The organism is Sedimentibacter sp., from assembly GCF_032080165.1.
In the GTDB taxonomy this organism is placed as follows: Bacteria; Bacillota; Clostridia; order Tissierellales; family Sedimentibacteraceae; genus Sedimentibacter.
This window is the reverse complement of the sequence record NZ_DAMASY010000006.1, coordinates 89,872-102,986: the sequence shown is the minus strand read 5'-3', so window position 1 is coordinate 102,986 and position 13,115 is coordinate 89,872. Positions and strand designations below refer to the sequence as shown.

At 33.3% G+C, this 13,115-nt stretch carries 11 protein-coding genes; 9 read left to right on the top strand and 2 right to left on the bottom strand.

Annotated features, from left to right (window positions below; translation table 11 throughout):
- The first annotated feature begins 60 nt into the window (after positions 1–60).
- The 8 genes from pyrH (at position 61) to RT412_RS10260 (ending at position 6,355) form a co-directional block, all read left to right on the top strand.
- A complete protein-coding gene (gene pyrH, locus RT412_RS10295; RefSeq protein ID WP_313343272.1) occupies positions 61–774 on the top strand; it encodes a UMP kinase in 714 nt (237 codons plus the stop codon).
- 1 nt (position 775) lies between these two features.
- The gene (frr, locus tag RT412_RS10290) at positions 776–1,333 is read left to right on the top strand and encodes a ribosome recycling factor (RefSeq protein WP_313343269.1); all 558 of its coding nucleotides are present in this window, start codon (positions 776–778) and stop codon (positions 1,331–1,333) included.
- Position 1,334: 1 nt separating this feature from the next.
- Positions 1,335–1,520 (top strand): hypothetical protein, encoded by a 186-nt coding sequence (locus tag RT412_RS10285; RefSeq protein ID WP_313343266.1) that lies wholly within the window; start codon positions 1,335–1,337, stop codon positions 1,518–1,520.
- 134 nt (positions 1,521–1,654) lie between these two features.
- A complete protein-coding gene (locus RT412_RS10280; protein WP_313343263.1) occupies positions 1,655–2,377 on the top strand; it encodes an isoprenyl transferase in 723 nt (240 codons plus the stop codon).
- Positions 2,378–2,389: 12 nt separating this feature from the next.
- On the top strand, positions 2,390–3,157 hold the full coding sequence (locus tag RT412_RS10275) for a phosphatidate cytidylyltransferase (protein ID WP_313343260.1): 768 nt from the start codon (positions 2,390–2,392) through the stop codon (positions 3,155–3,157).
- 10 nt (positions 3,158–3,167) lie between these two features.
- Positions 3,168–4,415 carry an RIP metalloprotease RseP gene (gene rseP / locus RT412_RS10270; protein WP_313343257.1) on the top strand — a complete coding sequence of 416 codons (1,248 nt, stop codon included), beginning with the start codon at positions 3,168–3,170 and terminating at the stop codon, positions 4,413–4,415.
- Between the two features lie 131 nt (positions 4,416–4,546).
- Positions 4,547–5,617: a flavodoxin-dependent (E)-4-hydroxy-3-methylbut-2-enyl-diphosphate synthase gene (gene ispG, locus RT412_RS10265; protein WP_313343253.1), complete on the top strand. Its 1,071-nt coding sequence runs from the start codon at positions 4,547–4,549 to the stop codon at positions 5,615–5,617.
- Between the two features lie 132 nt (positions 5,618–5,749).
- On the top strand, positions 5,750–6,355 hold the full coding sequence (locus tag RT412_RS10260) for a 50S ribosomal protein L25 (RefSeq protein ID WP_313343250.1): 606 nt from the start codon (positions 5,750–5,752) through the stop codon (positions 6,353–6,355).
- A 43-nt stretch (positions 6,356–6,398) separates the two neighbouring features.
- Here the strand turns inward: RT412_RS10260 and RT412_RS10255 are convergent, their stop codons facing one another.
- Positions 6,399–7,076 (bottom strand): MgtC/SapB family protein, encoded by a 678-nt coding sequence (locus tag RT412_RS10255; RefSeq protein WP_313343247.1) that lies wholly within the window; start codon positions 7,074–7,076, stop codon positions 6,399–6,401.
- Between the two features lie 161 nt (positions 7,077–7,237).
- A complete protein-coding gene (locus RT412_RS10250; protein ID WP_313343244.1) occupies positions 7,238–8,344 on the bottom strand; it encodes a KamA family radical SAM protein in 1,107 nt (368 codons plus the stop codon).
- 495 nt (positions 8,345–8,839) lie between these two features.
- Here RT412_RS10250 and RT412_RS10245 point away from each other — a divergent pair, with 495 nt between their 5' ends.
- Positions 8,840–13,114, top strand: coding sequence for a PolC-type DNA polymerase III (locus RT412_RS10245; protein ID WP_313343241.1), 4,275 nt, complete (start codon positions 8,840–8,842; stop codon positions 13,112–13,114).
- The last annotated feature ends 1 nt before the right edge of the window (position 13,115 follow it).

Genomic DNA, 13,115 nt, shown 5'->3' with positions numbered 1-13,115 from the left:
TATCTTATAATGGAGAACTTTAAGGTTCTCCTTTAATACAAATAAACCTTGGAGGAATTTATGGACCTTAAGTATAAAAGAATTGTTTTAAAAGTAAGCGGGGAAGCTTTATCAGGAAATGCCGGACACGGTATTGATGCGAAAATAGTTAACAGAATTTCAAATGTTATAAAGAATATCAGTGAAATGGGTGTAGAAGTTGCCATAGTAGTAGGCGGCGGAAATTTCTGGCGAGGAGCAAGCGCTAAGGAAATGGACAGAACAACATCGGATTATATGGGAATGCTGGGAACTATTATAAACAGTTTGGCATTACAGGATGCTCTTGAAAAAATAGGAGTTGAAACGAGAGTGCAAACTGCAATAGAAATGAGACAAATAGCAGAGCCATATATCAGAAGAAGAGCCGTAAGACATTTAGAAAAAGGCAGAGTTGTTATATTTTCAGGAGGATCGGGAAATCCTTACTTTTCAACTGATACAACCGCGGCATTAAGAGCGGCGGAAATAAATGCAGATATTATACTTCTTGCAAAAAATGGAGTTGACGGTGTATATTCCGACGACCCAAATAAAAATCCAAATTCAATAAAATATGATGAACTTAAATATATTGATGTTCTTAACAAGGGTCTGAAAATAATGGACTCAACCGCAACATCTTTATGTATGGATAATAAAATTCCTATATTAGTCTTTGGAATTGAAGATACGGAAAATATTGAAAAAATAATTATGGGTGACGATATAGGAACAATAATAAAGGAGGTATGAGATGTATAAAGATTTAATTAGAAACTCAGAAGAAACAATGAAAAAATCAATTTCTTTTTTAAAGGATGAGTTAGCTGCAATCAGAGCTGGCAAAGCTAATCCAAAATTAGTTGACAAAATTCAGGTAAACTATTATGGCACTATGACTCCTATAAATCAAGTAGCAAATATATCTGTGCCGGACCCAAGAACTATCGTTATACAGCCGTGGGATGGCAGTTTGGTTAAGGACATTGAAAAAGCTATTTTAACATCTGATTTAGGTATTAACCCGTCTAATGACGGTAAGCTCATTAGATTATCTGTTCCGCCTTTAACAGAGGAAAGAAGAAAAGATTTATTGAAGGTAGTAAAAAAAGAAACGGAAAACTCTAAGGTTGCTATCAGAAACATCAGAAGAGATGCTATTGAAGAGTTTAAAAAACTTGAAAAAGCAAGTGAATTAACTAAAGATGATCTTAAAAAAGCTGAAGAAGAAGCACAAAAAGTTACAGATAAATACATAAAGCTTGTAGATGACATCTATAAGGAAAAGGAAAAAGAAATATTAGAGGTTTAGTATGGATAATTTAACAGGTTATCCATTAAAGGATGCACTGAAATTTTTTGAAGATAATAATTACAGAGTTATTAATATAAAAAAGGTAATCGGAACTAATAAGAAGTTTAACGATTTAAATAAACCATATGTAATCAGACAACATGTTTCAGATGGTTTCGTTACATTATATGTTTCATACTATTAAGCAAGATACCCCAAATTTTAATTTGGTGTCGGTCGCTTATGCTGTAAGCGCAAGCAAAATTCAGGCCTAATGATTTTAAATAGGCCTGAGCTGTATTTTTTGTATGCATTCCGCGTATTTAAGGAGATGTTTAAATGAATCAAGAAGAACAAGTGATATCAGGATTAATTCCCGAGCATCTTGCAGTTATAATGGATGGAAACAGAAGGTGGGCCAAATTAAAAAACCTGCCTGCAAAATTTGGACATAAAGAAGGGGCACAACGAGTAACAGACTTGGTTAGAAATTGTGTTTCTTTGGGTATAAAGTATTTATCTATATATGCTTTTTCGACCGAAAATTGGAGAAGAGATAAAAAAGAAGTTGATTACTTAATGAATTTACTGGTAGAATTCATAATAAAGGAACTTGATTATTTACATAAAAATGATGTTAAAATAACATTAATGGGAAATATAGAAGATTTGCCTGAAAAAACTAAAGTTGAAGTTAAACGTTCCATAGATTTGACAAAGAATAATAAAACACTTCACTTAAATATTGCTTTAAGCTACGGCTCAAGAGACGAAATAATAAATGCCGTTAAAAGCATAATAAACGATTTTGAAAACAACAATATTAATATAGATGAGTTAAACGAAGAAAAATTTAAGGATTATTTATTTACAAGCGGAATGCCGGATCCTGATCTTTTAATAAGAACCAGCGGTGAAATTCGTTTAAGCAATTTTCTTTTGTATCAGCTTGCTTATACAGAATTCTATTTTACAGATGTTTTGTGGCCGGATTTTAATAAGGAAGAACTAATAAAAGCTATTCATAATTTTCAGAACAGAAAAAGGAGATTCGGAAATTAAGGCGGTGTCGTGATGAAAAAAAGGGTGATTACAGGAGTAGCAGGCGGAGCTTTTATTGCATTGGTGACCTATTTAGGCGGAGATATATATGATTTTGTGTATTTTGGCATTACTTGTATTGTAATTTATGAGCTTTCAAAGGTCTACTTTAACAATGGCTTTGATTACGGAGCAATTGTCAATTATTTGTTTGCTATTGCTTTATTTATTGAAAAAATAACAGAATATCGTCATTTTTTTGATTTCTTTCTATTTTTGTACATATCATTGAATTTTTTGATATTTGTATTTACTAAAAAAGTTGATGTTGGCAAATTAGCCAAAATCATTTTTATAGGAACATATGCGGTGTTTTTCATGTATCATATGATGATGTTAAACGGCTCACCCTATGTATGGCTTGTATATATTATTGCTTTCGGAACCGATACTTTTGCATATTTTACAGGAAAATTATTAGGTCGACATAAGCTTTATCCTGAAGTAAGTCCTAATAAAACCATAGAAGGAGCTATTGGCGGCATCATTGGATGCACTATATTTTCACTTTTGTTTTTCTATTATTTAAGAATAAATAAATATATTTACATTATAATATTTAGTGTGAGCGCATCTGTTTTTTCAATGGCAGGCGATCTTACAGCTTCAAAAATTAAAAGGGAAACCGGAATAAAGGATTTTGGCAACATGCTTCCGGGGCACGGTGGAATTTTAGACAGATTTGACAGTGTTCTTTTTGTAGCTCCGATTGTTTATTACTTTGTTCAGCATTTCCTATAGGAGGTATAATTTGTTGACAATAGTTGCATCTATACTTGTATTTTCTGCAATTGTACTTGTACATGAATATGGTCATTATAAGGCAGCAAAAAGTGTAGGTATAAAGGTATATGAATTTGCAATAGGCATGGGTCCTACTTTAATAAAAACAGAAAAAAAAGGTACAATTTATTCCATAAGAGCAATACCAATAGGCGGATTCGTTCAAATGGAAGGCGAAGAAGAGGAAGTAAGAACCTCAACAAGCTTTAGCACCAAGACAATATGGCAAAGAGCTAAAGTAATCGCCGCAGGACCTTTGATGAATTACGCTTTAGCACTTGCTTTATTTATAATCATCGCATTTTCTTTCGGAGTTTATGGTAATCATATTGATTATATCGATGAAAATTCAAACGAATACAGAGCGGGACTCAGGAGCGGCGACAAAATAGTATCAATAAACGGTGATAGAGCATATATCTGGGAAGATATTTTTTATGAGATAGTTAATCCGAACAATACTCATTATACTGTAGAGTATGAAAGAAACGGACAGCTAAAGCAAGCGACAATAGAGAATAACTACAGAAAAATGGTTGGTATATCAACTGTAATTGTGGATGGTAAGACAACAACAACCGTTTCGCCATCAGACGTTACCTCTCCTGCTTACAAGGCAGGAATAAAGGATGGCGATAAGGTTATAAAAATAAATGATGTTAATATAAACTCGTGGGAAGAATTAACTTCAGAAGTGGAAAAAGCAAGTGAGGGAAATCCGGTAAAGGTTACAGTTGACAGAAAGGGTGAAATAATTGATTTTAATATTATTCCACAGAGACAAATCAGCGTCAAATTTAATACCCAGCTGGAAAAATCCTTTACAACCGCAATTTCATCATCAGCTTATAAAACTGTTTACTATATAGAATTAATGTTTAAAACAATAAGTCAGTTAGTAACAGGAAAATTGGGCAGTGATGCCTTAGGCGGACCTATTATGGTAATATCAATGGTTGGAGAAGCAGCGGAGAGCGGATTGTTATCACTGTTAAATTTAGCTGCATTTATCAGCATAAACCTTGGATTTATGAATTTATTACCCGTACCTGCACTTGACGGCAGCAAGCTGGTTTTTCTATTAGTGGAAGGAGTAAGAGGTAAAAAAATTCCTGCAGAAAAAGAAGGATACATTCATTTTATAGGTTTTGTTGTATTAATTGGTTTTATGCTGTTTATAACGTATAAAGATATATTGAGAATATTTAGAATATAACAATAGAATAATCATTGGATAAGCAATGGATATGCGATGGATAAGCAATGGATAAACGAAAGATTAGTCATTGCTGCTCAATTGCTAATCAATTGCTTTTCTATTGCAAATCTATCGTTTCGGGAGGCAATATGGATCAAATAATCAGAAGAAAATCAACAAAGGTTATGGTTGGAGATGTTCAAATAGGCGGCGATGCAATTATTTCTGTACAATCCATGACCAATACCTTTACAAAAGACATAAAAGCAACCGTTAATCAAATACACCGGTTACAAGAGGTTGGTTGTGAAATTATAAGAGTTGCAGTTGCTGATATGGAAGATGCAGATGCAATAAAAGAAATAAAAAAGCAGATACATATACCTATAGTAGCGGATATTCATTTTGATTATCGTCTTGCACTAAAAAGCATAGAAAACGGAATTGATAAATTAAGAATAAATCCCGGCAATATAGGCAGCGTGGAAAGGGTTCAAAAAATTGTTGAAATGGCAAAGCCAAGAAACATTCCAATAAGAATAGGAGTTAATGCAGGTAGTGTTCACAAAGAAATATTGAAAAAATATGACGGTAGAGTAACATCTGAAGGTATGGTTGAATCAGCGCTGGAGCATGTGAAAATTTTAGAAGATTTGAATTATAATAATATAGTTATATCAATGAAGGGAACAGACATTAAAATGACAATTGAGGCATATAGGAATATGGCTCAAAAAAGAGATTACCCTCTTCATTTAGGTATCACTCATGCAGGAACCTTATTTGAGGGAAGTATAAGATCAGCCATTGGTGTGGGAGCCCTGTTAGCAGATGGTATAGGAGATACTTTGAGAATCTCTTTAACTGACGACCCGAAAGAGGAGGTTAAGGTTGCCCGAGAAATTCTAAAAAGCTTGGAGCTCAGAAATTTTGGTATAAACTATATTACCTGTCCAACATGCGGCAGAACAAAAATAGAGCTGATTGAGCTTTCCAAAAAAATTCAAGAGGGGTTAAAGAACGTCAATAAGCCAATAACAGTTGCAATAATGGGTTGTGCGGTTAACGGTCCCGGAGAGGCAAGACAATCCGATATAGGCATTGCAGGCGGAGCAGGAGAAGCACTGCTGTTTAAAAAAGGTGAAATTATAAGGAAAGTTAAAGAAGAAGATATTGTTAAAACGCTGTTGGAGGAAATCGAAAATCTGGAAATGGATTGACAATATTGTAAAATTGTAGTATAATTTAATATACAATAAAATAAGTTGAATTTCTTTAAAAATTCAACTTATTTTTATACATAAATATAGCGGGGTGTTATAGATTAATTAACGCATTAAAAGGAGGATACAATGCAACAAGGAATTTTAAACATTGAAAGAAGAGCTGTTACAAATTCAAGAACGAGCAAAAAGCTTAGAAATAACGGATATATTCCGGGAAGTATTTCAGGCAGGGGTAAGGAATCAATTTCAGTTGCAGTTAAAGCTGAGGAACTTCGAAAGGGCTTAGCAACCTATGGAAGATATGCACTTTTCAAACTTGTCATGCAAGGTGAAAAACCTATGATAGGAATGGTAAAGGATATTTATTATTCGCCGCTTAGCCGTAATATGCTGAATGTAGATATACAGCAGGTATCATTAAATGAAGAAATCAGAGCTGAATTGCCAATCAGGATCAAAGGGGCAGATGTACTTGAACATAGTAAGCTAATGGCATTAAGACAGCTTGACACAATATCAGTTAAAGGATTACCTCAGGATATACCTGACGAAGTAATAGTAGATGTTTCAAATGTAAAGGGAGCAGAAAATATTAATGTTTCTAATATAGAATTCCCACAGGGCATTGTACCGGACGGTAACCCTGAACAAATCGTTTTATCAATAGTTGAAACAAAGAGAGGAAAATCTTCTGAAGAAACAGAAGAAGCTTCAGAAGAAGAATTAGAATAGATAAGCAGATGACCCAAATCAGAGATTTGGGTCATCTGCTTATCTATAATTCCTCTAAATGTATTAATCCTTCAAAAGAACTGAATTTATGTATTGTTTCAGTATGGTTGAATTTTTTGTTTGCTTCTAATATAAGTATTGCTATTACCGACAACTCCTTTAATGAAGCATCCTTTGAAATTTCAATGTCAACAATTTTATAATTAGATTTATGAATGTAGCTTATAAAATTATCAAAATGCTCCAAGGATGAAAACGAAGTATATAAGGTTATAGTTTTATTGTTTGAAGTAATATATTCCTCTATTTTTTTAAATAATGTTACTATTAATAAGACCGCAACAGCAACGAAAATTGCCCCGTAATAAAAGCCGATTCCTATAGCAAGACCAAGGCATGCAGAAGACCATAAGCCGGCAGCTGAAGTTAGTCCCTTTACTTGGCTGCGGTTTGTGACCAAAATTGTTCCTGCTCCTAAAAAACCAATACCGCTGATAACCTGAGCTCCTAAACGCGCAGGGTCCCCGCCACCGAATTTATTGAAAATAAATTCATTTGTCATCATAACCAGGGCAGAGCTCAGGCATACAATCATATAGGTTCTGAAACCTGCAGGTCTGCTTTTTATGCTTCTTTCAAGACCGATTAGTCCGCCGCACAACATTGCCAAAACTATTCTTATAATAATTGAGGTCATATTTATTTCACAAATATTTCCCATAATTTTACCGCCTTCCCACATTTATACCATATAATTATATTTTTAAACTTTATCAAATATTATTTATTATTTTCTAATATTATATAAAAAAGCGAAATTTTCATTCCGCTTTATAACTTACTTATCACTACCGAAACCAAATCAAAGATTTGGTCATCTGCTTATATTATATTATCGAGCCATGCCTGATCCGGTGTAACCTTAATACTGATTAATCGTCCTTGATCCTTTTCGTATTTTGCCTGATGATATTTAAAGAGTATTTCATTTTCATTTAACTTACCGATTATCTCAATTTTGCCGGTAGGGTGACTCATTGCATATTTAAAGCTTTTACTTAATCCGCTTATTTTTGTTCTTGCTTCATCTATTATATCTACCGCTTCTATGAAAGGCACCTGAAATTGATTTTTAACACCAGATACCGGTCTGCACTGGAATATATAATAAGGATTTACTCCTATTTCAACTAATCCTCTCATTAAGCTTGCTAATGTTTCAGAATTATCATTTATACCTTTTAATAAAACTGTTTGATTTCTTACTACAATACCTATTCTTCTAAGCGATTCGATTGCCATAGTGGATTCTTTTGTAATTTCATTTGGGTGATTAAAATGTGTAATAATATATATTTGTTTTATTTTATTATAGTGCTCTAAAATACTTAACAGTTCTTCATCACCGTAAATTCTTGAAGGAAGAACTACCGGAGTTCTTGTACCGAACCGCAGAAAGCTTAAATGTTCAACCTTAGTCAGTTCATCTAATATTTTTTGGATTTTTTTATTGCTGTTCATAAAGGAATCTCCACCGGATATTAAAACGTTGGTCATTTCCTTATGTTCCTTTATATAGTTAATCACATCATCAAAATCTTTGTTTATTTCATCATCATTAACTCCTACTAAACGCTTTCTGAAACAGTGTCTGCAATACATAGCACATCTGTTGGTTGACAAATACATTCCTGTTTGCTTATATTTATGTTGAAGACCGTTAACAACAGTATTGCTTGCTTCGCCGCTTGTGTCAAAGCTTCCGCTCATGTCTGTTTCTAATATAGAAGGTACACACAGTTTTCTGATAGGGTCTTCAGGGTCATTCTTATTAATTAAAGATAAGTAATAATGAGGTATCGACATAGGATATCTGTCAACTATTTCATTCAATTTAATTTTTTCTTTTTCAGACAAATTCCAATTTAGTGCCTCATTGATTTCTTCTGCTGTTGTAATGTTGTTTTTTAATGATGTTTTCCAATCCATACGTTCAACTCCAATCATATTATTTATTATCATTTACAATTTCAACAATTTAATAAATAAAAATATAACGCAAAAAAACCATATTTTGCTTGTACATTAAAAATTTCATAAAAAATATTTATGTGAATTTTAAAAAGTGAATTGAGATATGATAATTTCGACAATTATTTTTGAAAAATACTAAAGATTAAAATGCGAAAAATATATTTTTAGTATTTTAGCATAATTTTCGGAATTAGTAAAGCGATTACATGAAAATTTACGAAATTTTTACGAATCGTAATCAAACGAAACGTCAAATTGATTTTTTGAATCCATATTATATATGTCTTTATCATATTGAATTTAGCTTTTTTTGGTGGTATAATCTTTATTATACTGTTTTTATTTAAAATGCGGACAGATATTTGTCTGCAACATAAGAAAACAGTATTTAATTCGCTTCAGGGAACTCACTTAATGCGAATTAGTATTAGGATGATATGGGAGAGTATTATGTTTTTTAATAATATTTTGAAGACGGATGAACATAAAAGTTTAAACGATTTATCAATTGAAAAAATCGAGGTTATAAAAAGTCAAAATATTGTAAGATTCTATGCAGTCAGCAGCTCAATAATTGATTTTTATGAATTGGATTACGTGACAGATAAAATTCAAAAGCAATATAATGTAAATATTGAATTAAATATAGATTATGATTTATATGATACATATACAAACAACAATAAATTATTTATAGAAAAAGTTATAAATAACTTTTTTTATTGTATGAAAAAATATTCTGCAGTACTTTCAAAAGCAGCAGAAAGCCTAAAAATTGAATTTAGAAACGATGAATTTGTTATAAAAGCAAACAATACATTGTTAATGAATGAATTAGAAAATAATAATATAGAAAAAAAATTAACCAACATTCTTAAAAACTACAAATGCTCTCATAATATAAAGCTTGTTTTAGATGAAACTGACAGTGAGGCAGCTATAACAGCTCAGCAAATATTAGATGAAGAACTTAAAAAAAGCATGGAAATAATAAAAAGCAATGGAAGTACTGTAGCAGAAAAGAGAACAAACACTGAAGCATACAAAAAAACAGGTAATTTCTCAAGGAGAAGAAAGAAAAGCGAAACAGATTTCAGTATACCTCTTTCTAAAATTTCAGAAATAACAACGGATTCAGGCATTGTTAACATAAAAGGAAAGATTATAAACCTTGATAAGAGGGAGCTAAAAACCGGGACTGTCCTTATGGTTATTACGGTTACAGATCTGACGGATTCAATAAGCTGCAAATATTTTTGTCCGAAAGATTTTGAAGATGATGGATTTGAAAAGGGTAAATATATTCAAATTGTAGGAAATGCAGAAAACGATGATTATGAAAAACAGCTTATTGTTAAGATTAACGGGATGCAGTTAATAGAAGAGGAACCATCCAAAATAGATAATTCAAAGGAAAAAAGAGTTGAACTGCATCTTCATACAGGCATGAGCTCTATGGACGGCATAAACGGATTTAAAGAATATGCAAGGAAAGCAAAGCTATGGGGTCACAAAGCGATGGCTATTACAGATCACGGGGTAGTGCAGGGCTTTCCCGAGGCAATGGAATGTGCTGATGAGAATTTCAAGGTCATATATGGAATGGAAGGCTATTTGATAAACGACACTGTTAATATCGTACATAAGTGTGACAATTTGAATATTGACAGTGAATTTGTAGTGTTTGACATAGAAACCACAGGGTTAAATCCAAGAACAGATGACATTATAGAAATAGGTGCTGTAAAAGTAGTAAACAGAAAAGTTGTTGACAGCTTTTCAACCTTTGTTCATATCAATAGAAATTTACCGGCAAAAATAATTGAGCTGACATCTATAACTGATGATATGCTTCAGGGTCAACCGGAAATAACAAGTGCGTTACCTGAATTTTTAAATTTTGTCGGTGACAGTGCCCTTGTGGCTCACAATGCAAGCTTTGACGTAAGCTTTATCAAGAATAAAGTGTTGGTGAACTTAAATGAATTATATGATCCATCAGTGCTTGATACCTTGGAACTGTCCAAGGCACTTATAAAGGATGTTAAGAATCACAGATTAAATACACTGACTAAAAAACTCGGTATAAAGTTAGAAAACCATCACAGAGCAATTGATGATGCAAATGCAACAGCTCAATTGTTCATATATTTAATGAACATATTAAATGACAGAAATTTATACGAAATAGGAAATCTTAATGAAAATTTAAAGGAAGAAATAGATTTAGTAAAGCAATTTTCATATCATGTAAATATTTTGGTTAAAAATTATACAGGGCTTAAAAATTTATATAATTTAGTTTCCCAATCACATATACAATATTTTTATAAAAAACCAAGAATATTAAAATCCAACTTAAAACTGCTTAGAGAAGGACTAATTATAGGAACAGCATGCGAATCAGGAGAGCTTTACAGTGCGGTATTAAACGGTGCAAGTGACGAAAAATTAGAAGAGATTGCAGCATTTTATGATTTTTTAGAAATACAGCCGCTTCAAAATAACATGTTTCTTGTAAACAACGAAAGAGTCAGCAGCGTAGAAGACTTAAAAGATATAAACAGAAAAATCTTAAGTTTAGGAGATAAGCTAAACAAGCTTACCTTAGCAACGGGAGACGTTCATTTCTTAGAGGAAGAGGATGAAGTGTACAGAAGAATCCTGATGGCGGGACAAGGCTTTGAAGATGCTGAAAATCAAGCTCCGCTTTATTTAAAAACCACCGATGAAATGCTTGAAGATTTCTCATACTTAGGGGAAGAACGTGCCTATGAAGTAGTAGTTAAAAATACAAATATAATTACCGATTCTGTTGAACACATACTGCCAATACCAAAAGGAACATTTCCTCCTATAATCGAGGGCTCTGATGAAGAATTAAGAAATATTTGCAATGATAAAGCAAAATCCATCTATGGGGATAAGCTTCCTGAGATAGTTGAAAAAAGATTAGAAAGAGAATTAAATTCTATAATCGGTAACGGGTACTCTGTAATGTATATTATTGCCCAAAAGCTTGTTTGGAAGTCTAATGAAGACGGTTATCTGGTCGGCTCAAGAGGTTCGGTCGGTTCTTCTTTTGCAGCAACCATGGCAGGAATTACGGAGGTTAATCCCTTAGTTCCTCATTATATTTGTCCGAATTGCAAATATTCAGAATTTATTGAAGACGGAAGCTATGGTTCAGGTTATGACTTACCGGATAAAAGCTGTCCAAACTGTAGAACAAATTTAACTAAAGACGGACATGATATACCTTTTGAAGTTTTCCTGGGATTTGAAGGAGACAAGGAGCCTGATATAGACTTAAATTTCGCAGGAGAGGAACAAGGTATTTGCATGAAATATACCGAAGAGCTTTTTGGTAAGGGTAAGGTATACAGAGCGGGTACTATAGGCACCATAGCAGATAAAACGGCTTACGGCTTTGTTAAGAATTATTTTGAAGACAAGGGAGTCAATAAAAGAAGAGCTGAAATCGATCGTCTGATTCAAGGCTGCTTAGGTGTTAAGCGTACTTCCGGACAGCATCCCGGCGGAGTTATGATTGTTCCGGGGGACAAGGACATACATGATTTCACACCTGTACAGTATCCTGCAAACAATGATAAATCAGGAACGATAACTACACACTTTGATTATCATTCTATTTCGGGACGTATATTAAAGCTTGACCTTCTTGGTCATGATACCCCAAGTATTATCCGTATGTTGGAGGATTTTACTGAGGTTAACAGCAAGGATGTGCCTACAGATGACTCTGACACTATGAAAATCTTTACCAGCCCTGAAATACTTGGAATTAAGTTAAATGAAATAAACTGTGAAACGGGAACATTGGCTATACCCGAATTCGGTACGCCATTTGTTCGCCAGATGATTATGGATACAAAACCTAAATCATTTTCTGATTTAGTCCGTATAAGCGGTCTTTCTCACGGAACCGATGTTTGGATTAACAATGCACAGGAAGTTATACGACAGGGACATGCTCTCATTGGTGAGGTTATTTCCACACGTGACGACATTATGGTTTACCTGATCCAAAAGGGCGTCGAGAAGAAAAAGGCGTTCGATATTATGGAGCGTGTAAGAAAGGGCAAAGGACTCAGGGAAGAAGACGAAGAGGTTATGAAAAAACAAGATGTTCCTCAGTGGTACATTGATTCCTGCAATAAGATTAAATATATGTTCCCTAAGGCACATGCTGTAGCTTATGTAACCATGTCCGTAAAAATTGCATATTTTAAAGTCCATTATCCTGAAGCGTTTTATGCAACATACTTCACTATAAAGGTTGAAGATTTTGATGCGGAAATAATAACAAAGGGCGAAAATAATATATTAAACAATATAAAAACTCTTGAAGAAAAGGGTAATGATAAAACAGCAAAAGAAAAGAACCTGATAACCGTACTTGAGGTTGCATTTGAGATGTATAAAAGAGGTTATAAGTTTACAAAGGTTGACCTATACAAATCCGATGACCGCAAATTTTTACTTACAGAAGATGGCATCCTTCCTCCGCTTTCGGCATTACAGGGTGTTGGTGCCAATGCGGCAGCAAGCATCAAAGCGGAAAGAGAAAACGGGGAATTTATATCAATTGAAGATATAATAAAAAGAGCAAAGGTAAGCAAGACCGTCATCGAAGTGTTAGAAAAGCACGGCAGCTTAAAAAATATGGACAAAACAAACCAAATATCAATATTTAATGTGTAAA

What these genes read in the sequence shown, in the direction of transcription:
- pyrH (WP_313343272.1), top strand. Translation starts at nt 61, where the DNA reads ATGGACCTTAAGTATAAAAGAATTGTTTTAAAAGTAAGCGGGGAAGCT.
- frr (WP_313343269.1), top strand. Translation starts at nt 776, where the DNA reads ATGTATAAAGATTTAATTAGAAACTCAGAAGAAACAATGAAAAAATCA.
- RT412_RS10285 (WP_313343266.1), top strand. Translation starts at nt 1,335, where the DNA reads ATGGATAATTTAACAGGTTATCCATTAAAGGATGCACTGAAATTTTTT.
- RT412_RS10280 (WP_313343263.1), top strand. Translation starts at nt 1,655, where the DNA reads ATGAATCAAGAAGAACAAGTGATATCAGGATTAATTCCCGAGCATCTT.
- RT412_RS10275 (WP_313343260.1), top strand. Translation starts at nt 2,390, where the DNA reads ATGAAAAAAAGGGTGATTACAGGAGTAGCAGGCGGAGCTTTTATTGCA.
- ispG (WP_313343253.1), top strand. Translation starts at nt 4,547, where the DNA reads ATGGATCAAATAATCAGAAGAAAATCAACAAAGGTTATGGTTGGAGAT.
- RT412_RS10260 (WP_313343250.1), top strand. Translation starts at nt 5,750, where the DNA reads ATGCAACAAGGAATTTTAAACATTGAAAGAAGAGCTGTTACAAATTCA.
- RT412_RS10255 (WP_313343247.1), bottom strand. Translation starts at nt 7,076, where the DNA reads ATGGGAAATATTTGTGAAATAAATATGACCTCAATTATTATAAGAATA.
- RT412_RS10250 (WP_313343244.1), bottom strand. Translation starts at nt 8,344, where the DNA reads ATGGATTGGAAAACATCATTAAAAAACAACATTACAACAGCAGAAGAA.
- RT412_RS10245 (WP_313343241.1), top strand. Translation starts at nt 8,840, where the DNA reads ATGTTTTTTAATAATATTTTGAAGACGGATGAACATAAAAGTTTAAAC.